This is a genomic window from Rathayibacter sp. Leaf296, from assembly GCF_001423045.1.
Classification (GTDB): domain Bacteria; phylum Actinomycetota; class Actinomycetes; order Actinomycetales; family Microbacteriaceae; genus Rathayibacter; species Rathayibacter caricis.
The window spans coordinates 1,549,270-1,571,711 of sequence record NZ_LMNR01000001.1 but is presented as its reverse complement, the minus strand read 5'-3'; the positions used below and the strand labels follow the sequence as shown (position 1 = coordinate 1,571,711).

The window sequence follows — 22,442 nt, the reverse complement described above, 5'->3', positions numbered from 1 at the left end:
GGTTCAGGCCCAGCCGGCGCGGAACGACTCCGTCGCCTCGGTCGACCTCTCGCGCACGGCCTCGAGCAGCTGCTCCATCGACTCGCTCCGGAGGAACGCCAGCCGGTCGAGCTCCGTCACCGGGGCGACGCCCGCGAGCTGCCACGCGTGCGCGGCCGGATCCTCGGCGAGCTCGACGACGGCGCCGTAGCGCTGCTCGACGAACTCGCTCGCCACGGCCAGCGCCGTGCGCACCGCGGACTCCGCGGCGGTCAGCGCCTCGGCGAGACGCGGCTCCCACTCCAGGTCGGGCAGCAGACGGACCTCCGCGCGCGGGTACGGGTCGTCCTCGTACCACCGGACGACCTCGAAGCGGTGCTCGCCGACCGAGTCGAGGGTGACGAACGACTCCGCGCCGTCGACGTTCAGGATGCGCGCCACCGTGCCGACCGCGAAGCGCTGATCCCCGCCGCCCACCTCCTGGCCGCGCTCGATGAGGACCACGCCGAAGGACAGGCTCTCGTCCTCGAGCACGTCGCCGAGCATCCGCAGGTACCGCGGCTCGAAGAGCCGGAGCGGGAGCGGCATGTGCGGCAGGAGCACGGAGCCGAGCGGGAACATCGGGAGGTCAGGCACAGGACCAGGGAATCATGTCCGGCAGTCGGCGGCCAGTACGGGCGTCCGGGCGGCGGACGTGCTAGCGATCACGCGGTGGACTCCGGACGCTGTCCGAGCACGGCGACCACGAGCTCGTCGGCGTCCGCCAGGTAGCCGAGCAGCTCATCCGTCTCCCGGGCCTCCGCGAGCCCGGCGATGGTCGGTGCGCTGAACACCCCGTCGGCGGGGTCGCGGAGCAGGATCCCTCCGCGAGCGAGCGCCACCGCCGTGTCGTCGTCGAGCAGCCACGCGTTCACCCCGGCCGTCTCGACCGTCGCGTCGACGGACCGCCGCCCTCGGCCGGTGTGAACCCGGGTCGCCGACCGGACGGGGAGCGGCGCCACCGTCAGATCCCCCCGGTTCACCGCGCGGGTCACCGCGTCGGACAGGACGCCCCGCCCCAGGTCGTGCAGCCGCGTCGCGAGCTCGATGTGCTCCACCGGTGATCCTCCGTCGTCCCTCGCGGCCGGCGGGGACGAGACGGGCGGGCCCACTCGCCCGCGGCAGGCCTCCTGCAGTGCGGGTGAACGCTCCGTCGCCTCCACGACCAGGGTAGAGAGGAGAGGTCCCGCGCCGCGCCCCCCGTCGTGGACGGCGGCACCTGCTGTTCACCCGGCTGGTGCATCATTCTCCGGTGGCTGCTGACGTGAACCTCGACGAGATCGCCTCCGAAGTATCGGCGCGCCTGCGCGCCCGCTTCCCCGACCACTCGGCGGAGGAGGTCGACGCGACCGTCCGCGCCGAGCTCGACGCCCTCGCCGACCGCCCGGTCCGCGACTACCTCTCGGTGCTCACCGAGCGCGCCGCCAAGTCCCGCCTGAAGAAGTCGCCCTCGGCCTGACGGCCCGGAGCCCGCTCGGGCGGCGGTACGGTGATCCCGTGCTCCGCGACTCCGTGACGGTCGACGCGATGATCGATGCGACCCCTGAGGTCGTCTGGCGCTTCCTGACTCTCGAGCGCAGCTCCTGGTGGCCCGATCTGCGCTTCGACCCGGTCGTCGGCTCCCCGCTCGTCGAGACGTGGCTCGAGGACGGACCTCCGATGAGCGCCTCGGGAACGGTCACCCGCTGCGAGGAGCCGCACCTCCTCGGCTTCACCTGGACCGAGCCGACGTGGGTCCGCCCGCTCGACGTCGAGATCCGTCTCGTCACCGCAAAGCGATCCACTGCGGTGACGCTCACCGAGGCCGGCTTCCTCGGCGCGCGGACGGTGCCGACGCTTCCCGACGAGCACGAGGAGGGGTGGCGCTACCACCTGGCACGACTCAAGCGGGCCGTCGAAGTCGCGTCGATCGAGGACTCCCGCGACGACGGCTCCTGAGCCTGCGTCGGGCACCGGCGGCAGGAGCTCGCCGCGAGCGGTCGTGCGGAAGTAGGGCGTACGGGACTTGAACCCGTGACCGACGGATTATGAGTCCGCTGCTCTGACCGGCTGAGCTAACGCCCCGCGGACCCCGCCGGCGGGTGAGCCGTCAGGCTCGGCCAGCCGTGGCGGAGGCTGCGTCGATGGTCGGATCGGCCACCGGCTCCCCACGATACAGGCTCTCGAATGTGCTGATCGTGCGGGTGATGTCGTGGGCGGCGACGATGCGCAGGGAGGCGCGCTTCATCTCCTCGAGGCGCTCGGGGGTGCTGGTGAGGACGTCGGTCAGGCGGTCGGCGAGGGCCTGCGCGTTGCCGGGCTCGAAGAGGTGGCCGTTCTCGCCGTCGTGCACCAAGTGCGGGAGGGCCATCGCGTCGGCGGCGACGACGGGGAGGGCCGAGGCCATCGCCTCCATCGTGGCGATGCTCTGCAGCTCGGCGATCGAGGGCATCGCGAAGACGGTGGCGCGCGAGTACGCCTGCTTGAGCTCGGCGTCCGAGACGTAGCCGGTGAAGCGGACGCGCTCGCCCAGCTGGAGGCTCGCGGCCAGCTGCTGGAGGTTGCGCATCTGGTCGCCGCCGCCGACGATCTCGAGCTGCGCGTCGAGGGACGGATCGAGCAGGGCGACGGCCCGCAGGAGGACGTCGATGTGCTTCTCGCCGGTCACGCGGCCGACGAAGAGGATGCGGTTCTCGCCGCGCGGGGTGAAGTCGGGGGTGTAGTTGTCCGCATCGATGCCGCAGGAGATGGCGTGCACGCCGCGGAGGCCGGTGTACTGCTCCAGGAACTGGGCGGCCTTGCGGGTCGGAGTGGTCACGGCCTCGGCTCGGCCGAAGGTGCGGCGGGCGGCGCGCCACGCCATCTGCACGGCCTTCGCCTGGACGGCCTTGGGAAGCAGCGTGAACTCGAGCATGTTCTCGGGCATGAAGTGGTTGGTTCCGATGATGCGGATGCCGCGCTTGGCCGCCTCGATGCCCAGTCCGCGACCGACGATGATGTGCGACTGGAAGTGGACGACGTCGGGCTTCACCTCGTCGAGGATCCGCGCGCTGTTCTGCTTGATCCGCCACGGCATCGCGAAGCGCAGCCAGTCGTGCGGGAACCAGCGCCAGCTGTGGAGGCGGTGCACGATCATCCGCTGGCCCTCGTGGGTCTCGAACCGCGTGCCGCTCCAGCCGTCGGCCGACGGAGCGACGACGTGCACCTCGTGCCCGCGGGCGACGAGGCCGGCGGCGAGGCGCTCGGCGAACTTCGCGGCGCCGTTGACGTTCGGGGCGAACGTGTCGCAGCCGATGACGACCTTCAGCGGTCGGGCATCCGAGTGCGAGGAGGAGGTCGCCTCGGCGCTGCGCGGGGCGGACCCGTCGGGAGCGTCCGAGGCCTCGCTCTGCACGGGCGACTCCGGTCCTGAGGCGGCGCGGGGGTCTGACACGGGGTGGTTCCTCACGGTGTGGTCCGCTCGTGGCGGGGTGACGATCGGCGAGTGGTCGGTCGGCTTCGGATCACCTCGGCGCGGTCCCAGTGTAGACAGCGGGCCTCGGGGATCCGCGGATTGGCGGGCCGCGTCGCCCGGGTCAGCGGGCCTGCGGGTGGTGCTTCGCGAGCAGCAGGACGCCCCAGATGGCGACCGCTCCGGCGATCACGAAGAGCGGGATCGCCCAGGGAGCCGCGTACTGCGCCTCGCCGAGCACGATGATGCCGATGGCCACGGCGACCAGCGGATCGATGACGGTGAGACCGGCGACGACGAGGTCGGGAGGGCCGGACGAGTAGGCGTTCTGCACGAAGTAGCCGCCGAGCGCGCTCGCGGCGAGGAGGGCGACGATGCAGACGACGGTGAGCGGGTCGAACTCGCCGAACTTGATCCGGTTGAGGACGACCTTGGCGAGCGTCGCGACGAAGCCGTAGACGACTCCGGCACCCAGGATGTAGAAGATGGCGCGCGCCTTCCGCCGGAACACCCGGAACGCGACGACGAACACCACGAGCACGACCCCGAGGATCACGAGGATCGTGATCAGCTGGGGCGTGCGGATCGACTTGTCGACCGCGTTGAAGGCCGCGACGAGGACGAACGTGCCCACGCCGCCGACGCACAGCACGATCGCCCGGATCGACGCCGTGTTGAGGCGGACCCGGCTCACACGCGCGTTCATCACGGCCGTGATGACCAGGGCGACCGCGCCGAGCGGCTGCACCACGATGAGCGGCGAGAAGCCGAGGCTCGTGAGCTGGAACACGACGGCGAGGCCGAGCATGAGCGTCCCGGCGACCCACGAGGGTCGCGAGAGCAGGGCGAAGAGCTGACCGCCGTTCAGACCCGAGGAGCCTGAGCGGCCCGAGAACCGCTCCACCTTCGCGACTCCTCGGTGCTGGAACTGCGCCCCGAGAGAGAGGAAGACGGCCCCGACGAGAGCGATCGGGATGCCGATGAACTGCACCGGGTCGAGCGTGAACTGCTCGGTCAACTCGGTCAGATCTGCGGACATGCGCTCGACCCTACCGACATATCCTCCCTGGGCCGTCCGGCGCACGGGTGACGCGGGAAGCCCAGCGGATGACCCCTTGAACGGGGCTCGAGGACCCCCGCGATACCCTGGACGCCATGGCCGTCCTCCCCATCCTCATCGCCGGCGACCCCGTGCTGCACTCCCCCGCCGCGCCCGTCACCGTGTTCGACGACTCCCTCCGCACGCTCGTCGCCGACATGTTCGAGACGATGGAGGCGGCTCCCGGAGTCGGCCTCGCCGGCCCGCAGGTCGGAGTCCCGCTGCGCCTCTTCGTCTACGACTACGCCGCCGACGACGGCACTCCCCGCCGCGGCGTGGCGATCAATCCGGAGCTCTTCGTCTCGCCCGTGCCCCTCGGCGAGGCCGACGAGGACACGGAGTCGGAGGGGTGCCTCTCGTTCCCGGGCGAGCGGTTCCCGCTGCGCCGCTCCGAGAAGGCGATCCTGCGCGCTGTCGATCTCGAGGGCGCGCCCTTCGAGATCGAGGCGGAGGGCTGGTTCGCGCGGGTGTTCCAGCACGAGTTCGACCACCTGGACGGCGTCCTCTACACGGACCGCCTCGAGCACGAGTACCGGAAGCCCGTCGCGAAGATCACCCGCAAGCGCGGCTGGGGCGTGCCCGGCACGTCGTGGATGCCGGGAGTCGACGGCCTGGAGGACTGACCTCCGCTCAGCCCAGGTCGACCCCGTGCACGCCGTTGTGGTGGCGCAGCGCGGGGAACGAGGCGGTGACGGAGCGGCCCACGCCCGGCGTGCGCTTCTCGGTCACGTCACCGCCGAAGAGGGCGGCGCGCTCGCGCAGCTCCAGGAGGGCGGGGCTGTCGATCCGCTCGGTCAGGGCGTGCAGATCGGCTTCGACGGCGCTCGCGTCCGCCTGCGCTGCTCCGTGCCGCTCGCGATCGTCGTCGATCTCGACGCGCAGGCCCGTCGACGTCCAGCGCGAGCTGATCCGGACCTCGGTGCCGGTGCCACCGGTCGCCGACGCCTGGTCGAAGGCGTACTCGAGGACGCGCAGGACGGCCACCTCGGCTCCGTCCTGCAGCGGGAACGGCTCGCCGAAGGTCTCCTCGTGGACGGAGAGGCCGCGGTCGCGGGCGAGGGCGGTCAGGGTCTCGGCGCCGTCGGTGGCGGGCAGCTCCCGGGGATCGACCGCGGCGACGACCGCGATGCGCCGCAGCTGCGCGAGCGAGGACTCGGCGGCGCGCACCGCTCTCACGGCGGAGCGCTCGGCCGCGGCCGGGTCGCGCTCGATGGTCAACCGCACGCTCTCGGCCTCCTCGACGACGAGCGAGGCGCTGCGGACGGCGAGCTGCTCGAGCTCGCCCACGATGCGCAGGCGCGCCTCCTGCTCGCCGACGGCCAGCTCGAGGCGCGCGACGCGCTCCGTCTCGCGGGAGTGCCGCTCGCGCAGCTCCTTCTCGGCGGTGGCGGAGCGGCGCCACAGGCCGATCGCGCCGATGGCGACGATCAGTGCCAGGACGAGGACGACTTCGAGCACGACGGCCTCCGGTGCGGTGACGGGGATCGGCGCGAGGGCACGCCGGAGAGCGATGGTACCCGCGTGCGGCGGCCGCTCGCTGAGCCCGCGACGGGGCTTGCGCTCAGCGGTCGGCGCCGCGGACCGAGCGGGTGACGGTGAACTTGCGATCGCGGGCCACGACGGACGTCGCTCCGATCGACCGGCGCAGCTCGGCCGGGTGGGCGAGGTGGGAGTTGAACACGGTCCAGAGCTCGCCGCCCGGGCGCAGGAGACGGCCGGCCGCGCGGATCATGCGCCGCGCGACGAGGTCGGTGACGGCTCCGTCCGAGTGGAACGGCGGATTGCAGACGACGACGTCGACCGATCCGGCGTCGAGCGTCGAGGCGTTGTCGTCGCGGAGGACGCGGTAGCGCAGGCCGTTGGCCTCGGCGGTGGCGCGCGCCGACTCGGTCGCGGCGCGCGAGGTGTCGGTGGCGACGACGTCGAGGTCGGGGCGGGAGCGGGCCAGCACGGCGGCGAGGATCCCGGTTCCGCAGCCGAGGTCGACGGCGGTGCCCGCGGGCAGCGTCCGGAGGTCGAGAGCGGCCAGCAGCGCCCGGGTGCCGATGTCGAGGCGGGCGCCGGCGAAGGCTCCGGGGACGGCGACCACGTCGAGGTCGAGCTCGTCGAGACGGCGGCGCTCCGGCCCGGGGGCGGGGGCCTGGTCGGCACGGGCTGTGGTCGCGAGCAGGGCTCGCGACTTCTGCCGCGCCGGGCTGACGTCGACGCGCTCGTAGCGGGCGAGCAGCACGTCGTTCATGCCGTGGCTCATGTGCTTGATGCGGCCCGCGGCGATCAGGGGGGCAGCGGGGGCGGCCCGCGCGGTGCCGGCGGCGATCGCGGCGAGGGCGTCGAGCGAGCGGGGCAGCCGGAGGAGTACCGCGTCGCTCCCGCCGACGGCGGCCTCGACGCTCTCGGCGACGGTCACGGCGGCGAGCTCGATGCCCGCTGCGCGCACCGCCTCGGCGTTCGCGGCGAGGGCGCGCTCGGCGGTGATCGAGTCCTGGACGACGCTCACCGCGACGCCCTCGGCGGCGAGGGCGAGAGCGAGTGCTCCGTAGGCGTCTCCGACGACCGCGATGCGGCCGCGCTGCTCGAGCAGGTCGAGGAGGAGCCGATCGGACGCGTCGACCGCCACGAGGGACGGGGCCTCGACGTCGGGGCGTCGGCGGAGGAGGCCGAGGACGTCCTCGCGCATCGCGCCTCCGTTCCGGGATGGGCGCGGGATCGTGGAGCCGCGACCCTCACCAGGGCAAAGAAAAAGGGCCCGAGAGTGGAGTCCCAGGCCCTTCGCTCCCCGACTTGGACTCGAACCAAGAACCTACCGGTTAACAGCCGATTGCTCTGCCAATTGAGCTATCGAGGATCATCCGACCACCCGGAGGCGATCAGCGCAGGACTACTTTAGCAAACTCTGCGGGAAGACCAAATCGAGCGGCGGGGTCCGTCAGTAGCCCGCGACCGGGTCGACGACGCCGACCAGGTCCTCCCCCGCGGCGAAGGCAGCGGTGTTCCTCCGGACGCGCTCGGCGAGCAGCGGCGCGGTCATCTCGGGGGTGTCGGCGGAGTGAGGGGTGATGAGGCATCGCGGCTCGCTCCAGAGCGGATGCCCGTCGGGCAGCGGCTCCGGGTCCGTGACGTCGAGCGAGGCTCCCGCGAGCCGGCCGTCTGCCAGCGCGGCGACGAGCGCGTCCGTGTCGACGAGGCTCCCCCGCGCGATGTTCACGAGGACCGCGTGCGGCGCGAGTCGCGAGAGCAGCTCCGCGTCGACGAGGTGCCGTGTCCCACCCGTCGCAGCGGCGGCGAGGATCAGCACGTCGGCGTCGGCGACGACCTCGGCGAGCCTGTCGCCCGTCACGGTGCGCTCGGCGCCCGGCATCGGATCGGCGCGGCGCCGAACCACCGTGACGTGCGCGCCGAAGACCGAGAGAAGCCGCAGGAGCTCCTGCGCGATGCCTCCGGCGCCGACGACGACGACGCGGGCGCGGTGCAAGGTCGCGGCGTGCTTCGCACCCCACGAAGTCGCCCGCGCACGCTCGGGGAGGGACCGCAGCAGCGCCAGGGTGAGGGCGAGCGCGTGCTCGGCCACAGGCTCGGAGTAGGCGCCCTTCGCACTCGTCCAGGTCAGACCCGGTCGCGTAGCGCTGCGCAGGGTGGACGCGAACGCGTCGACTCCGGCCCAGGGCAGCTGGACCCAGCGGATCGACGGGTGCTGCTCGAGGACGTCCTCGAGCTCGTCCACGCGGCCGTACGAGAGCCAGAGCAGGGCGTCGGGCGTGCCGTCGAGCCCGACGATCCGGCCGCCGCCGTCCTCGATCGCCCGGGTGAAGACGTCCTTCGTGCGCGGCAGCACCGCCACGCGCGGCGTCGTCACAGCACCTCCTCGACCGGAGCGACGCGCTGGGCGCGCGAGGCGTCGAACCGCTCGTACTCCGCGAAGGCGGCGCCCAGCTCCCGCACGTACGGGTGGCGCGCCTCGACCAGCACGTCCAGGAGCGGACCGTAGGCGACCACCTCGCCGCCGACGAGCACGGCGATGCGGTCGGTCGCGCGGCTGAGCACGTCGATGTCGTGGCTGACGACGACCGCGGCGAACTCGTCCCGCCGGCGCAGGTCGGCCAGCAGATCGACGATCGACTCGCGGACGGTGGCGTCGATGCCCGAGGTGGGCTCGTCGGCGACGAGGACCTTCGGACCGAGGACGAGCGCCCGGGCGATCGCGACGCGCTGACGCTGGCCGCTCGAGAGCTCGTACGGGAAGCGGTCGAGCAGGAAGAGCGGCAGGTGCACCGAGTCGAGCAGGGTCGCGACGCGCACGGCGGCGCTCTTCGGGTCGTAGTGGCGGTCGCGGAGGAAGATCGGCTCGGCGATCAGCTCGGAGACGGTCAGCTCGGGCCGGAGGGTGGCTCCCGCGTCCTGCGCGAGGTAGGCGACGTCGAACGTGAAGCGCTTGATCTCGCGGGCGGGCAGGTGGCGGAGCCGGTGGCCCGCGACGGTCGCGTCGCCTCCGACGATCACCGGGCGGGCCCGGTCGCCGTCTCCGCCCAGTCCGTCGCCGCCCAGGACCCGGGCGAGCGTCGACTTGCCCGAGCCGCTGCCGCCGAGGATCCCGAGCACCTCCCCCGGCTCGACGCGGAGGCTGATGCCGCGCAGGGCCGTCCAGCGGCGGCTGATGCCGCGCGGCGGGTACTCGACGCTGAGATCGTCGACGACGATCGGCGCGGACCCGGTGCTCACGCGTCGCGCTCCGCGTGCGTGATGCGCCGGAGGAGCTCGCGGCGCTCGGCCTGCTCGGCGGGGTCCGGGACGGGCAGGGACGCGAGCAGGCGCTGCGTGTAGGGGTGCTTCGGCGTCGCGAGGACCTCCTCGCCCGTGCCCTCCTCGACCAGCTCGCCCCGGTAGAGCACCGCGATCCGGTCGGCCAGGAGGTCGACGACGGCGAGGTCGTGGCTGATGAACAGCGACGCGAAGCCGAACTCGCGCTGCAGCTCCGAGAACAGCTCGAGCACTCGGGCCTGCACCGAGACGTCGAGCGCCGAGGTGGGCTCGTCGGCGATCAGCAGCTTGGGCTGGAGGGCGAGCGCCCGTGCGAGGCTCGCGCGCTGACGCTGCCCGCCCGAGAGCTCGTGCGGGTAGCGGTCGCCGTAGGACTTCGGCAGCTGCACCGCCTCGAGGAGCTCGTCGACGCGCGATCTCGCGGAGCCCGCATCCGGGAACCGCCCGTGCACGATCAGCGGCTCGGCCACGCACTCGGCGATGGTGAGCAGCGGGTTGAAGCTCGACGCCGGATCCTGGAAGACGAAGCCGATGTCGCCGCGCACCGGGCGGAACGACCGCTCCCGGATGCCGCGCATCTCCTTCCCCAGCACGCGGAGGGATCCGCCGGTGACGGTGGTCAGGCCCGCGATCGCGCGCCCGATCGTCGTCTTGCCCGACCCGCTCTCGCCCACCAGGCCCAGGACCTCGCCGGCGCGGATGCGGAACGAGACTCCGTCGACCGCGACGAAGCCGGAGCGGCCGAGTCGGCCCGGGTACTGGATCCGGAGGCCGTCGGCCTCGACCAGAGTCTCGGCCTCGGGCAGGCTCGCCCGCTCGATGGCGCGGTCCTTCGCCCGCTCGACGCCCTGGCCGACGTGCGGCACGGCGGCGAGCAGCTTCTTGGTGTACTCGGCCTTCGGCGAGGCGAAGAGCTGGGCGACGGGCGCCTCCTCGACGAGCTCGCCCTGGTACATCACGGCGACGCGGTCGGCGAGATCGGCGACCACGCCCATGTTGTGGGTGATCAGCACGATCGAGGTGCCGAAGTCGTCGCGGCAGCGGCGGAGGAGATCGAGGATCTCGGCCTGCACCGTGACGTCGAGCGCAGTGGTCGGCTCGTCGGCGACGATGAGCCCGGGATCGAGCACGAGCGCCATCGCGATCACGACGCGCTGCTTCTGCCCGCCCGAGAACTGGTGCGGATAGTAGTCGACCCGCTTCTCCGGCTCGGGGATGCCGACCGTGCGCAGGACGTCGATCGCGCGGGCGCGCGCCTCCTTCCTCGAGACGCTGCCGTGGGCGCGCAGCCCCTCGGCGATCTGCCAGCCCACCGTGAAGACGGGGTTCAGCGCGGTCGACGGCTCCTGGAAGACCATCGCCACATCGGTCCCGCGAATCTCGCGCAGGCGCGCCTTCGGCACCGACACGACGTCGGTGGAGGAGCTGCCGTCCTTCTTCGAGAGCAGCACGACCCCCGAGGCGGTCGCGGTCTCGGGCAGGAGACCCAGGATCGTCTTGGCCGTCACGGTCTTGCCGCTGCCGGACTCGCCGACGATGGCGAGCACCTCGCCGCGCTCGACCCGCAGGCTCACCCCGGCGACGGCGCGCACGGCTCCCCGGTCGCTGGCGAAGGCCACCTCGAGATCGGTGATGTCGACGATCGGCCTCTGGTCGCTCATCGCGTCCCCTCCACTCCGGCGACGGGGTCGTGCCCCGGCGTCTCCAGGCCGTCCGCGGCGAGCACGCCGCCCGGGACGACGGACGTCGCGGCGACGTCGCCGGCTCCGGCGGCCACTGCGCGCCGACCGCGCAGGCGCGGGTCGGCGAGGTCGTTCAGGCTCTCGCCGACGAGCGTGATGCCCAGCACGACGAGGACGATGGCGAGGCCGGGGAAGACCGAGGTCCACCAGATGCCGCTCGTCACGTCCGAGAGCGCCTTGTTGAGGTCGTAGCCCCACTCGGCCGCCGAGGTCGGCTCGATGCCGAAGCCGAGGAAGCCCAGTCCCGCGAGGGTCAGGATCGCCTCGGACGAGTTGAGCGTGAAGATCAGCGGCAGGGTGCGGGTCGCGTTCCGCAGGACGTGACGGAACATGATCCGGCTGGTCGAGGCTCCGACGACCTTCGCGGACTCGACGTAGGCGTCGCCCTTGATCCGGACCGTCTCGGCGCGGATCACCCGGAAGTACTGCGGGATGTAGACGACCGTGATCGAGACGGCGGCGGCGAAGATGCCCGCCCAGAGGTTCGACTGCCCGCCCGAGATCACGATCGACATCACGATGGCGAGCAGCAGGGTCGGGAAGGCGTAGATCGCATCGCAGATCACGACCAGCACGCGGTCGAGCCAGCCGCCGAGGTACCCCGAGACCAGCCCGAGGAACACCCCGACGAAGATCGACAGCACGACCGCGACGACGATCACGAGGAACGCGGTCTGCGCGCCCCAGAGCACGCGGCTCAGGACGTCGTAGCCGCCGACGGTGGTGCCGAGCAGGTGCTCGGCGCTCGGGGGCTGCTGGGCGCCGAACGCCCCGCTGTCCGAGCGCAGCTGCGAGTAGCCGTAGGGCGCGATCAGCGGAGCGAAGAGGGCGACCAGGAGGAACGCGCCGGTGATGACCAGGCCCGTGACGAGCATCCCGCGCTGCAGCCCCATGCTCTGGCGGAGCTGGTGCACGACGGGGAGCCGGTCGACGAGGCGCCGCCGCGGACGCGACGGAGCGGGAGCGGTGGTGCTCATGATCAGTACCTCACTCGCGGGTCGATGAGTGCCGCGATGACGTCGACGATGAAGTTGGTCAGCGCCACGATGACCGCCAGCAGGGCGACGATGCCCTGCACGGCCACGAAGTCGCGCGCCTGGAGGTACTCGGCCAGCTGGAAGCCGAGGCCCTTCCACTCGAACGTGGTCTCGGTCAGGACCGCGCCGCCGAGCAGCAGGGCGATCTGCAGGCCGATCACCGTGATGATCGGGATGAGCGCCGGGCGGTAGGCGTGCGTGCGGACCAGGCGGAACTCGCCGACACCGCGCGAGCGCGCCGCGTCGACGTAGTCGGTGCCGAGGGTGCCGATGACGTTGGTGCGCACGAGGCGGAGGAAGATGCCGGCGGTCAGCAGGCCCAGCGCGACGGCGGGCAGCACCGCGTGCGAGAGCACGTCGGACACCGCCGCCGGGTCGCCGGTCTGGAACGCGTCGATCAGGTAGATGCCGGTCTTGTTCTCGAGGAACTGCAGCGACAGCTCCGTGCTGGTCGAGGCGCGCCCGGCGACCGGGAACCACTTCAGCCAGACCGCGAAGACGAGCTTGAGCAGCAGGCCGGCGAAGAACACCGGAGTGGCGTAGCAGAGGATCGCGAAGATGCGCAGCACCGCGTCGGGAGTGCGGTCGCGGTGGTAGGCGGCCAGCATGCCGAGCGGGATGCCGACGAGGAACGCGACGAGGAGCGCGTAGAACGCGAGCTCGACGGTCGCCGCACCGTAGGTCAGCAGCACTTCGGTGACCGGCCGGTTGTCGCTCAGCGTGGTGCCGAAGTCGCCGGTGAGCAGCTGGCCGAGGTACTCGACGTACTGCACGATCAACGGCCGGTCGTAGCCGGCGGCCGCGACGCGCTCGGCGAGCTGGTCGGCGGTCAGTCGTCCGCCGAGGGCGGCCGTGATCGGGTCGCCCGTGGTGCGCATGAGCAGGAACACCAGCGTCACGAGGATGAAGACGGTGGGGATGATGAGCAGGAAGCGGACGAGCAGGTAGCGCCCGAGTCCGCCTCCGGAGCCGCGCGATCGCCGGGTGGGCGTCGTCGCCGCAGCCGTCGTGGCTGTCGTCACGTGATGCCTTTCGTGGAGAAAGGCCGGCGCCTCCCGATCGGGGAGGCGCCGGCCTCGGAGGGGTGGATCAGCCCTTGCTGAGCGCCGCGTAGCGGAACTTGAACGAGGCGTCGAGGGTGTCCTCTGCTCCGCTCACGTCGCTGCCGACGACCGCGACCTGCGAGCCCTGGAGGTACGGGACGGTCGACAGCTGCGCCGCGACCTTGTCCTGGATCTCCTCGATGACCGCGGTGCGGGCGTCGGGATCGGTCGTCGAGACCTGCTCCGCGATCAGGCCCTGGACCTCGGCGTCGTCGTAGTGGTTCGCGAGGAAGTTCTCCTTGATGAAGAACGGCGAGAGGTAGTTGTCGGCGTCCGAGTAGTCCGGGAACCAGCCCAGCTGGTAGGCCGGGTAGACGTCCGAGCTGCGGTCCTTGGAGTACTGGACCCACTCGGTGGTCTGCAGGTCGACGGTGAACAGACCCGAGGACTCGAGCTGGTCCTTGATCAGCGCGTACTCGTCGCCCGAGGACGGGCCGTAGTGGTCGTTCGAGTACTGGAGGCTGAGGTTCACCGGCTCGGTGACGCCCGCGGCCTCGAGGGTCGCCTTCGCCTTGTCGGCGTCCGGTCCGCCCTCGCCGTCGCCGTAGAGCGACTTGAGGGGCTCGGTCGCTCCGGTCAGCCCCTCGGGGACGAACGAGTAGAGCGGGGTGTAGGTGCCCTTGTAGACCTGGTCGGCGATCTCCTCGCGGTCGATCAGGTCGGCCACGGCCTGGCGCACGGCGAGCGACTTGGCCGGGTCGGCCTCGGCGGTCGTCGCACCGAAGGGCTGGGTGTCGAAGTTGAAGACGATGTAGCGGATTTCGCCGCCGGGACCGTCGACGACCTTGACCGCGTCGTTGCCGCGGAGGTCCTCGACGTCGGTGGCCGAGAGGCTCCGGAACGCCACGTCGATGTTGCCCTCCTGGATGTCCAGCTTGAGGTTCGACGAGTCGGCGTAGTACTTGACGTTGACGGTGCCGGTCTCGGCCGCGCCGAGCACGCCCTCGTAGCCCTCGTACGCCTTGTACTGGATGAGGTTGTTCACGTCGTAGTTCGCGATCGTGTACTGACCGGCGAACGCATCGCCCGAGACGATCTCGTCGTCCGGAGTGAGCGCGTCGGCCGAGAAGACGTCCTCGTCGACGATCGGGCCCGCGGGGCTCGAGAGGATCTGCGGGAACGTCTGGTCGTTCTCGGACTTGAGGGTGAAGACGACGGTGGTGTCGTCGGGAGCCGCGACGCTGTCGAGGTTCGCGAGGAGCGACGACGGGCCGTTGGCGTCCGCGATCGCCAGCTGGCGATCGAACGAGAACTTGACGTCCGAGGAGGTCAGGTCGTTGCCGTTCGCCCACTTCAGACCCTCCTTGAGGGTCACGGTGTACTCGGTGGGCGCCGAGAACTCGGCGGACTCGGCGATGTCGGGCTCGACGTCGGGGCTGCCGTACGGGGTATTCATCAGGAACGGGTAGACCTGGTTCATCACGGCGAAGGAGCCGTTGTCGTACGAGCCGGCCGGGTCGAGCGTCGTGATCTTGTCGGTCGTGCCGATCGTCAGGGCGCCTCCTGCGGCGCTGTCGCCCGCGGAGTCGGAGCCGCCGGCGGAGCAGCCCGCGAGCACGATCGCGACCGCGGCGAAACCTGCGGCGGCGGAGAGCGCGCGAGCGCCCCGGGTGGATGCGGATGTCATCGTCCGTCTACCTCTTCCTGGTAAGGATCTGTTGCGGATGCGCTCGTGGCGCGCGCGGTCGTGCGGCGGACCCGATCTCCGGGGCGCGCACCAGCGCACCCGCGCCGGGCGTCCGCAGTGCTGTTGTTCAGTGGTAACACATGTGGAAGCGCTCTCCGAACTCGAGCGCTCCGCCGCGGCGGAATCTTCACACGACTGCAACACGCCCCTGGAAGGGTGACGATTGCTCCTCCGCTGCTCACTCGCTCCGCAGAGCGCGCTTCTCGCGCTCGAGCTCGACGAGGCGCACCTGCACCGCACGCGACATCACGGGGTCGGCGGACGCGCGCTGCAGGGCCCCGCGCAGCTCGGCGATCTCGCGGAGCAGGTCGCGCTCGATCAGCGAGACCGCGACGTCGCGCGCGTAGCGGGCGAGCTTCGCCTCGTCGGCGGCCGGGATCGGCGCCACCGCGAGCTGGCGGACCAGGGAGGCGAACGGGCCGGGGACGTCGTTCGCCACGTGCTCGACCCAGTCGCGGTCCTCCGCGCGCTCGAGGTTGGCGACGACGGCGTCGCGGACCACGCGCAGGGTCTCGTTCGTCACGGCGGCATGCGCGGCGCGGGTGAGCAGCTCGACGCCCATCGCCTGAGGGAGCTGGAGCATCGCCATGAGCGCCTCGCGCTCGATCCGCGTGACCACGTCGACGGGGAGATCCGCGAGGCGCGCGCCGGCGGGCGGCTCGGTCGCCGCGGTCTCGCGCTCGGGTTCGCGGCGCTCCTCGCGGGAGCCGCGGGGACGGGAGCCGGCGGAGCGCACCGCGGAGTTGACCTCGGACATGTCCAGGCCGAGCATCCGGGCGAGCTCGCGGGAGTAGCCGGGCCGGAGCGCGGGATCGCGGATCTCGGCGACCACCGGTGCGGCAGCACGCAGGGCGGCGACCCGGCCCTCGACCGTCTCGAGGTCGTACCGCGACAGCAGCTGGCGGATCACGAACTCGAACATCGGCTTCTTGTCGTCGATGAGGCGGCGGACCGCGTCGTCGCCGCGGTTCAGCCGCAGGTCGCACGGATCCAGTCCCTCGGGCGCGACGGCGACGAAGGTCTGCGCGGCGAAGCGGTGCTCCTCCTGGAACGCGCGCATCGCCGCCTTCTGACCCGCGGCGTCGGGGTCGAACGTGAAGACGACCTCCCCCACTCCGCTGTCGTCGCCCAGCACCCGCCGCAGCACCTTGATGTGGTCGACGCCGAAGGAGGTGCCGCACGTGGCGACCGCGGTCGTCACTCCCGCGAGGTGGCACGCCATCACGTCGGTGTAGCCCTCGACCACCACGACCTGGTGCCCGCGCGAGATGTCGCGCTTGGCGAGGTCCAGCCCGTACAGCACCTGCGACTTGTGGTAGACGGGCGTCTCGGGGGTGTTGAGGTACTTCGGGCCCTTGTCCTCCTCGAGGAGGCGGCGGGCGCCGAAGCCGACCGTCTGCCCGGTGACGTCGCGGATCGGCCAGACGAGGCGCCCCCGGAACCGGTCGTAGACGCCTCCGCGGTTGCTGCTGCTGACCAGGCCCGCCGCGCTGAGCTCGGTCTCGGAGAAGCCGCGCCGCTTGAGCGCGGTCGTCAGCCCGTCCCAGCCGTCGGGCGCGAAGCCGACGCCGAAGCGATCGGCGGCGGCGCGATCGAAACCCCGCTCGCCGAGGAACCTGCGGCCGACGTCGGCGCCCGGAGTGGCCAGCTGCTCGCGGAAGTACTCCTCCGCCGCCCTGTTCGCCTCGAGCAGGCGCACGCGACCGCCGGTCTCGGGCGCCTGACCGCCGCCCTCCTCGTACTGGAGGACGATGCCGACGCGGGCGGCCAGCCGCTCGACCGTCTCGCTGAAGGACGTGTGGTCCATCTTCATGATGAAGCTGTAGACGTCGCCCGACTCCTGGCAGCCGAAGCAGTGGTAGAAACCGGCCTGCGGCCGCACGTGGAAACTGGGGCTGCGCTCGTCGTGGAAGGGGCAGAGACCCTTGAGCGACCCGACACCCGCCGACTTCAGGGTGACGTACTCGCCGACGACATCGCCGATGTTGACCCGCGCCTTGACCTCCTCGACATCCTGTTGTCGAATCCGTCCTGGCACGGTGTCCATCGTAGTCGCCGGTCCTCGCCCGACGCCTCGCGGTCGGCTTTTCGACGGTGCAGGTTCCATGGAGCGTCCTCCGGCCGCCTACGGCGATCCGCTCGCACGCGGATCGCCGGTTCGGCTGAGCTGTCGTAGTCGCCCGTCCTCGCCCGGCGACTCGCGGTCGCCTTTCCGACGGGGCGGATCCCGCAGAACGTCCTGCGTCCGCCTACGGCGATCCGCTGACACGCGGATCACCGGTTCGGCTCGGATGGGGCTACGGCGGCGCGCACTAGGGCGCTGCGGCCGGGGTGTGCTGCGCAACATGAGCTGACGAGGGGGTTCGACCGCTGACAGGCTTTAAACCCCCTCGTAAGCGGACGTTGCGCATCGCGCTGCCGGTCCCGAGTCGCTCTCGTCTTCTTCTGCTGGTCGAGTAGCGCCGCAGGGGCGTATCGAGACCACCCCTGTACGACGCGGATCTCGATACGGCCGCTCCGCGCCCTACTCGATCACCGAGAGGCGAGCGGACGACCCGCCGACCCTCTCCGAGCCGAACGGGTGATCCGCGTGCCAGCGGATCGCCCTAGGCGCACACGCCACGCTCTGCAGAAAGCGACCACCCGCGACAGCCGACGGCGCGGAGCCGGGCAGGGACCGGCTCCTCATGAGCACAGCCGACCGCGCAGAGCCGGGCAGGGACCGGCTCCTTATGGGCACAGCCTCTCGAACCAGGCGAGGGCGCTCTGGTCGGTGAGGTTGGCGACCTGGTCGACGACGACGCGGCGGCGGGCGTCGTCGGAGTCGCTCGCTCGCCAGTCCTCGGCGAAGCCGGGCTCGAGGACGCCCTCGCCGCGCTCGAGGAGGGTGTCGGCGAGGCGCGTGAGGACCTCGCGCTGCTGGGCGTAGATGGGCTGGCGGGTGTTCCGCGACATCACGAACGTCGCGACGATGCCCTTGAGGACCGCGATCTCGGCCTGCTGCTCGCGGGGCACGACGACGTGGCCGCCGAAGCGGACGAGGTCGGGGTGCGAGTAGGCCTCGCGGGTCGCCTCGGTGGCGGCCGCAGCGAAGCGGCCGATGAGCTGGCTGGTGAGGTTCTTCAGGCGAGCCTGATCGCGGCGCGACCCGTCCCACGAGTCGAGCCAGACGTCGAGCGAGTCGAGGCGGTCGAAGGCGGAGACGAGCTCGGCGTGCTCGATCTCGTCGCCGACCCACGCGTGCATCGACGCGACGAGATCGTCGTGGTCGCTGCGGGAGCCGAGCGCCTCGACGTCGATGTAGCCCGAGACGACGGCGTCCTCGAAGTCGTGCACCGAGTAGGCGATGTCGTCGGACAGATCCATCACCTCGGCCTCGATGCAGCGCACGCCCTCGGGGGCGCCCTCGCGCATCCAGGCGAACGCCGGTGCGTCGTCGGCGTAGAACCCGAACTTCGCCCTCCCGGAGGGATCCGCGACGGACCGGGTGTCGGGCCAGGGGTACTTGCAGCTGGCGTCGAGGCTCGCGCGGGTGAGGTTCAGACCGTAGGGGCGGTCGTCGTCGCCGAAGACCTTCGGCTCGAGGCGGGTGAGCAGGCGGAAGGTCTGGGCGTTGCCCTCGAACCCGCCGATGCCGTAGGCCCAGGCGTTGAGCGCGCGCTCGCCGTTGTGGCCGAAGGGCGGATGGCCGATGTCGTGCGCGAGGCAGGCGGTGTCGACGACGTCGGGGTCGAGGTCGAGACTGGTCGCGAGCTCACGGCCGATCTGCGCCACCTCGAGCGAGTGGGTCAGCCGGTTCCGGGCGAAGTCGACTCCGGCCGTAGGGCTGAGAACCTGGGTCTTGGCCGCGAGGCGGCGCAGGGCGCTGGAGTGGAACAGCCGCGCGCGGTCACGCGCGAAGTCGGACCGGCGGGTGGAGTGCTCCTCCGGCAGGAACCGCTCGACGTCGACGAGCGAGTACCCCCAGAGCGCGCGGTCATCCACCGCTGTGGTGGACTTCGGCGGCGGACACGTCGGCGCGCTGGCCGGCGTCGAGCTCGCGGGACTCGAGCCAGCGGTCGGGCAGCGACGGGACCTTCGGCGATCCGGCGCGGCCGCGCTGGCCCTCGGCCGCCCCACCCGGGTAGGGCTCCTCGGGGTCGAGCTGCGCGAGCAGCTCGTCGAGCTCGGCGAGGGTCTCGGCCGACGCCATGCGGGCGCGCAGCTCGCCGCCGACGGGGTAGCCCTTGAAGTACCAGGCGACGTGCTTGCGGATGTCGCGGCAGCCGCGCTCCTCGCTCTCGAAGAACTCGCAGATCAGCTCGGCGTGGCGGCGGAACGCGACGGCGACCTGGCCGAGCGTCGGGCGGAAGCGCTGGTCCGAGCCGGCGAAGGCCGCGGCGAGGTCGCCGAACAGCCACGGCCGACCGAGGCAGCCGCGGCCGACCACGACACCGTCGCAGCCGGTCTCGGCCATCATCCGCAGCGCGTCCTCGGCCGACCAGATGTCGCCGTTGCCGAGAACCGGGACGCTCGTGATCGCCTCTTTCAGAGTCGCGATGGCCGACCAGTCGGCGTGGCCGCTGTAGAACTCGGACGCGGTGCGGGCGTGGAGGGCGATGGAGGCGACTCCCGCCGCCTCTGCCGCACGGGCCGCCTCGAGGTAGGTGAGGTGATCGGCGTCGATGCCCTTGCGCATCTTGACGGTCAGCGGGACGTCGCCCGCCGCCTTCACTGCACCCTCCACGATCTGCCGGAACAGGGGCAGCTTCCACGGCAGCGCCGCTCCCCCGCCCTTCCTGGTCACCTTGGCGACCGGGCAGCCGAAGTTGAGGTCGATGTGGTCGGCGCGGTCCTCCGCGACGAGCATGGTGACCGCTTCGGCGACCGTCTTCGGATCGACTCCGTAGAGCTGGATCGAGCGGACCGACTCGCTGGGATGGTGGCGGATGAGGCGCATCGACTCCGGCGTGCGCTCGACGAGCGCGCGGGAGGTGATCATCTCGCTCACGTAGAGCCCCGCGCCGAACTCGCGGCAGAGGCGGCGGAACGCGGTGTTGGTGATCCCCGCCATGGGAGCGAGGACGACCGGCGCGTCGAGTTCGAGGGGGCCGATGCGCAGCGCCGGCGCGGGTCGCGCGGGCGGTGGGGCCAGAAGAGTGGAGGACATCGGTATCGATTCTCCCAGATCCTGTGTTGGGGAAGGCGAGACGAGCAGAGGAGGCGGATCGATGAGCACGATCGATGCTGGGGAGGACGGGCCGGCGCGCTTCGAGGCGGACGCCCGGGCGCGCGGACTGGACGTGGAGGTCGTCGAGAGGCCCGAGGCCGGGAGCCTCGAGGAGGCCGCCCGGCTGCTCGGCATCGAGCCGGGCACGATCGTCAAGTCGCTCGTCGTCAAGCGCCACGACGGCGGTCTGCTCTTCGCGCTGATCCCCGGCGGACGGCAGATCTCGTGGCCGAAGCTGCGCGCGGTGGTCGGAGTGAACAAGCTGAGGATGCCCGAGGAGTCGGTCGCGTTCGAGGCCACCGGCTACCGCCGCGGGACCATCACCCCGATCGGATCCACGACCGCCTGGCCCGTCGTCGCCGACGAGCGGATCCGGGGTCGGCGCATTGCGATGGGCGCCGGGACTCCGGGTCGCAGCGCCTTCGTCGACGCCGACGCGCTGATCGAGGCCTACGGAGCCGAGGTGGCCGACATCAGCGTCGAGGAGCCTCCGCGCTGACCGCAGCAGGATCGGGCGCCACAGTCGGCACGGCGCAGACCCCGTCCTCGCAGACGGGCACGCCGGCGGCTCCGAGCATCTCGAAGCTCACGACGCGCTCACCCTCTGCTCGAGGACGTGCTCGAGCACCTCGGTGAAGGCCTGCGGCTCCTGTGCGCCCGACACGCCGAAGCGGCCGTCGAGGACGAAGAACGGCACGCCGTTGATCCCGTACTCCCGTGCCTGCGCGATGTCGGCCTGCACGTCGGGCAGGTGGCGCTGCTCCGCGAGGACCTGCGCCGTCTCGGACTCGTCGAGGCCCACCTCTGCGGCGAGCGAGGCGAGCACCGCCGGATCCGCGAGATCGCGGCCCTCGACGAAGTACGCGCTGAGGAGCCGTTCCTTCAGCTCGAGTTGCAGGCCCTGCGACTTCGCGTGGTGCAGCGCCTGGTGCGCGGTGACGGTCTTGACGTGCCGGACCGTCTCGAAGTGGTAGTCGAGCCCGACGCTCGCCGCGATGGCGGTCACGGTGTCGAGCATCTGCTGCGCCTGCGCCTCGGGGATCCCCTTGTGCTCGGCGAGGAACGCCGCTTCACCGCCGCGGTAGTCCTCGGGGGTGTCCGGCGACAGCTCGAAGCTGCGGTACTCGATCGCGACGGCGGGCGCGTCCGGGTGGGCGAGACGGAAGGCCTCGAGCCCGCGCTCGAACTTGCGCTTGCCGATGTAGCACCAGGGGCACGCGATGTCCGACCAGATGTCGACGGTGATGGGGGGCTGGGAGTCGGTCACTCCGAGGACAACCGAGCGGGGCCGCCGCTATTCCCTCAGGAGTCGGACCAGCTCGTCCACGTCGGACTCGTCGTTCCAGACGTGGAACGCGACCCGGAGCCGCCCGCCGCGTCCTGACACCTTGATCCCCGCCTCGAGCAGGCGCGCCAGGTCCGCGCCGTCCTCGTCCGGCCACGAGACGATCGCCCGGCGCTGGGGGTCGCGATCCAGCCGCTCGCAGAGCAGGTCGCCGAGACCGGAGGCGTGCCGCCACACCTCGTCGACGTCGAGCGACCCGAGCAGGGCGAGCGACGCCTCCGCTCCCACGAACGCCTGCCAGGCGGGCGAGACGTCGAAGCGGCGGGCGTTCTCGGCGAGGTGCATCGCCGGCCCGTAGCAGGAGGACCAGACGTCCTCTCCGGAGTACCAGCCGGCCTGCAGCGGCACGAGCTCGGCGGCGTACTCCGGCGAGACCGTGAGGAACGCGACTCCGCGGGGCGAGCACAGCCACTTGTACGCGTGGGTGAGCGTCGCGTCGAAGCGGGAGGCGTCGACGGGCAGCACGCCCGCCGCCTGGGTCAGGTCGCACGCGGTCCGCGCACCGCACCGGGCGGCCGCCTCGAGCACGGAGTCGAGGTCGGCGAGCGCCCCGCTCCTGGACTGCACCGCCGAGAAGACGACCAGGTCGTCGGCGGGCTCGACGGAGTCGGCCAGTGCCTCCAGAGGCACCGAGCGCACGACGACGCCGCGGTGGGCCTGGGCGAGGAACGGGAAGACGATGGAGGAGAAGTCGCCGTCGACGCAGAGCACGCGCGCGCCGTCCGGCAGAGAGCCGGCGAGGACGGAGGCCATCGCCGAGGTCTGCGAGCCGATCGCGACGCGCTCGACGGGGACGCCGACGATCCCCGCGAAGGAGGCCCGGGCGCGCTCGGCGACGTCGCCGTAGCCGGCGGCCGTGTTCTCACCCGCGGACCAGCGGTCGAGATCGAGACGCAGCGCCTCCACGCTCTCGCGAGGCGGCAGGCCGAGCGTGCAGGCGTTGTGGTAGCCGCGCGCGCCGGCGAACCGCTCGCGCAGGGCGGTCACGGACGGGCCTGGAGTACTCACCCTTCGAGG

Annotated in this window: 21 protein-coding genes and 2 tRNA genes; 4 read left to right on the top strand and 19 right to left on the bottom strand. The window is 71.8% G+C overall.

Annotation, left to right across the window (positions count from 1 at the left end; translation table 11 throughout):
* Positions 1-3: 3 nt before the first annotated feature.
* Complete coding sequence (locus ASF46_RS07265; RefSeq protein WP_235576873.1) at positions 4-615, bottom strand: LON peptidase substrate-binding domain-containing protein; 612 nt, start codon at positions 613-615, stop codon at positions 4-6.
* Between the two features lie 68 nt (positions 616-683).
* Positions 684-1,076, bottom strand: coding sequence for a hypothetical protein (locus tag ASF46_RS07260; protein WP_056866945.1), 393 nt, complete (start codon positions 1,074-1,076; stop codon positions 684-686).
* Between the two features lie 194 nt (positions 1,077-1,270).
* On the opposite strand from ASF46_RS07260, the gene ASF46_RS07255 reads away from it, so the two are divergent.
* Positions 1,271-1,477, top strand: coding sequence for a three-helix bundle dimerization domain-containing protein (locus tag ASF46_RS07255; RefSeq protein WP_146168465.1), 207 nt, complete (start codon positions 1,271-1,273; stop codon positions 1,475-1,477).
* A 38-nt stretch (positions 1,478-1,515) separates the two neighbouring features.
* Entirely contained in the window at positions 1,516-1,956 is a 441-nt protein-coding gene (locus ASF46_RS07250) for an SRPBCC family protein (RefSeq protein ID WP_235576872.1), read from the top strand.
* A 52-nt stretch (positions 1,957-2,008) separates the two neighbouring features.
* Here the strand turns inward: ASF46_RS07250 and ASF46_RS07245 are convergent.
* From ASF46_RS07245 to ASF46_RS07235, 3 genes are all read right to left on the bottom strand, one after another.
* Positions 2,009-2,082: transfer RNA gene (locus tag ASF46_RS07245), tRNA-Ile, on the bottom strand.
* A 25-nt stretch (positions 2,083-2,107) separates the two neighbouring features.
* Complete coding sequence (locus ASF46_RS07240) at positions 2,108-3,292, bottom strand: glycosyltransferase (protein WP_082485404.1); 1,185 nt, start codon at positions 3,290-3,292, stop codon at positions 2,108-2,110.
* A gap of 280 nt (positions 3,293-3,572) precedes the next feature.
* Entirely contained in the window at positions 3,573-4,487 is a 915-nt protein-coding gene (locus tag ASF46_RS07235) for a DMT family transporter (RefSeq protein ID WP_056866944.1), read from the bottom strand.
* 116 nt (positions 4,488-4,603) lie between these two features.
* Here ASF46_RS07235 and def point away from each other — a divergent pair, with 116 nt between their 5' ends.
* Positions 4,604-5,170 (top strand): peptide deformylase, encoded by a 567-nt coding sequence (gene def, locus ASF46_RS07230; protein WP_056866943.1) that lies wholly within the window; start codon positions 4,604-4,606, stop codon positions 5,168-5,170.
* Between the two features lie 7 nt (positions 5,171-5,177).
* Here def and ASF46_RS07225 read toward each other — a convergent pair whose 3' ends face one another.
* The 12 genes from ASF46_RS07225 to dusB all read right to left on the bottom strand — a co-directional run bounded on the left by ASF46_RS07225 (position 5,178) and on the right by dusB (position 20,020).
* Positions 5,178-6,005 (bottom strand): hypothetical protein, encoded by an 828-nt coding sequence (locus ASF46_RS07225; protein ID WP_056866942.1) that lies wholly within the window; start codon positions 6,003-6,005, stop codon positions 5,178-5,180.
* Positions 6,006-6,108: 103 nt separating this feature from the next.
* Entirely contained in the window at positions 6,109-7,224 is a 1,116-nt protein-coding gene (locus ASF46_RS07220; protein WP_056866941.1) for a class I SAM-dependent methyltransferase, read from the bottom strand.
* Between the two features lie 95 nt (positions 7,225-7,319).
* Positions 7,320-7,392, bottom strand: a tRNA-Asn gene (locus ASF46_RS07215).
* A gap of 81 nt (positions 7,393-7,473) precedes the next feature.
* Entirely contained in the window at positions 7,474-8,400 is a 927-nt protein-coding gene (locus ASF46_RS07210; RefSeq protein ID WP_157602296.1) for a D-isomer specific 2-hydroxyacid dehydrogenase family protein, read from the bottom strand.
* Positions 8,397-9,263, bottom strand: a complete 867-nt coding sequence (locus ASF46_RS07205) for an ATP-binding cassette domain-containing protein (RefSeq protein WP_235576871.1) — start codon at positions 9,261-9,263, stop codon at positions 8,397-8,399. The genes ASF46_RS07210 and ASF46_RS07205 overlap by 4 nt, the downstream gene beginning before the upstream one ends.
* A complete protein-coding gene (locus ASF46_RS07200; RefSeq protein WP_056866940.1) occupies positions 9,260-10,963 on the bottom strand; it encodes an ABC transporter ATP-binding protein in 1,704 nt (567 codons plus the stop codon). The genes ASF46_RS07205 and ASF46_RS07200 overlap by 4 nt, the downstream gene beginning before the upstream one ends.
* Positions 10,960-12,021 (bottom strand): ABC transporter permease, encoded by a 1,062-nt coding sequence (locus tag ASF46_RS07195; RefSeq protein WP_056866939.1) that lies wholly within the window; start codon positions 12,019-12,021, stop codon positions 10,960-10,962. The genes ASF46_RS07200 and ASF46_RS07195 overlap by 4 nt, the downstream gene beginning before the upstream one ends.
* 2 nt (positions 12,022-12,023) lie before the next feature.
* A complete protein-coding gene (locus ASF46_RS07190; RefSeq protein ID WP_056866938.1) occupies positions 12,024-13,103 on the bottom strand; it encodes an ABC transporter permease in 1,080 nt (359 codons plus the stop codon).
* A gap of 67 nt (positions 13,104-13,170) precedes the next feature.
* The gene (locus ASF46_RS07185; protein ID WP_055792838.1) at positions 13,171-14,811 is read right to left on the bottom strand and encodes an ABC transporter substrate-binding protein; all 1,641 of its coding nucleotides are present in this window, start codon (positions 14,809-14,811) and stop codon (positions 13,171-13,173) included.
* Between the two features lie 238 nt (positions 14,812-15,049).
* The gene (gene dnaG / locus ASF46_RS07180) at positions 15,050-16,918 is read right to left on the bottom strand and encodes a DNA primase (RefSeq protein WP_056866937.1); all 1,869 of its coding nucleotides are present in this window, start codon (positions 16,916-16,918) and stop codon (positions 15,050-15,052) included.
* A 683-nt stretch (positions 16,919-17,601) separates the two neighbouring features.
* Positions 17,602-18,855: a deoxyguanosinetriphosphate triphosphohydrolase gene (locus ASF46_RS07175; RefSeq protein WP_056866936.1), complete on the bottom strand. Its 1,254-nt coding sequence runs from the start codon at positions 18,853-18,855 to the stop codon at positions 17,602-17,604.
* Positions 18,848-20,020: a tRNA dihydrouridine synthase DusB gene (gene dusB, locus ASF46_RS07170; RefSeq protein ID WP_056866935.1), complete on the bottom strand. Its 1,173-nt coding sequence runs from the start codon at positions 20,018-20,020 to the stop codon at positions 18,848-18,850. Before dusB ends, ASF46_RS07175 begins: the two co-directional genes overlap by 8 nt.
* A 61-nt stretch (positions 20,021-20,081) precedes the next feature.
* Between dusB and ASF46_RS07165 the strand changes: the two genes are divergently transcribed.
* Entirely contained in the window at positions 20,082-20,579 is a 498-nt protein-coding gene (locus tag ASF46_RS07165) for an aminoacyl-tRNA deacylase (RefSeq protein WP_056866934.1), read from the top strand.
* Between the two features lie 87 nt (positions 20,580-20,666).
* Here the strand turns inward: ASF46_RS07165 and ASF46_RS07160 are convergent, their stop codons facing one another.
* Both ASF46_RS07160 and ASF46_RS07155 read right to left on the bottom strand, forming a co-directional pair.
* Complete coding sequence (locus ASF46_RS07160) at positions 20,667-21,347, bottom strand: DsbA family oxidoreductase (RefSeq protein WP_056866933.1); 681 nt, start codon at positions 21,345-21,347, stop codon at positions 20,667-20,669.
* A gap of 27 nt (positions 21,348-21,374) precedes the next feature.
* The gene (locus ASF46_RS07155; RefSeq protein ID WP_056866932.1) at positions 21,375-22,433 is read right to left on the bottom strand and encodes an aminotransferase class V-fold PLP-dependent enzyme; all 1,059 of its coding nucleotides are present in this window, start codon (positions 22,431-22,433) and stop codon (positions 21,375-21,377) included.
* Between the last annotated feature and the right edge of the window lie 9 nt (positions 22,434-22,442).

Bases quoted from the DNA above. Each gene is read 5' to 3' on its own strand.
- ASF46_RS07235 (WP_056866944.1), bottom strand. From the start codon at position 4,487: ATGTCCGCAGATCTGACCGAGTTGACCGAGCAGTTCACGCTCGACCCG.
- def (WP_056866943.1), top strand. From the start codon at position 4,604: ATGGCCGTCCTCCCCATCCTCATCGCCGGCGACCCCGTGCTGCACTCC.
- ASF46_RS07220 (WP_056866941.1), bottom strand. From the start codon at position 7,224: ATGCGCGAGGACGTCCTCGGCCTCCTCCGCCGACGCCCCGACGTCGAG.
- ASF46_RS07200 (WP_056866940.1), bottom strand. From the start codon at position 10,963: ATGAGCGACCAGAGGCCGATCGTCGACATCACCGATCTCGAGGTGGCC.
- ASF46_RS07195 (WP_056866939.1), bottom strand. From the start codon at position 12,021: ATGAGCACCACCGCTCCCGCTCCGTCGCGTCCGCGGCGGCGCCTCGTC.
- ASF46_RS07185 (WP_055792838.1), bottom strand. From the start codon at position 14,811: ATGACATCCGCATCCACCCGGGGCGCTCGCGCGCTCTCCGCCGCCGCA.
- dnaG (WP_056866937.1), bottom strand. From the start codon at position 16,918: ATGGACACCGTGCCAGGACGGATTCGACAACAGGATGTCGAGGAGGTC.
- dusB (WP_056866935.1), bottom strand. From the start codon at position 20,020: ATGTCCTCCACTCTTCTGGCCCCACCGCCCGCGCGACCCGCGCCGGCG.
- ASF46_RS07165 (WP_056866934.1), top strand. From the start codon at position 20,082: ATGAGCACGATCGATGCTGGGGAGGACGGGCCGGCGCGCTTCGAGGCG.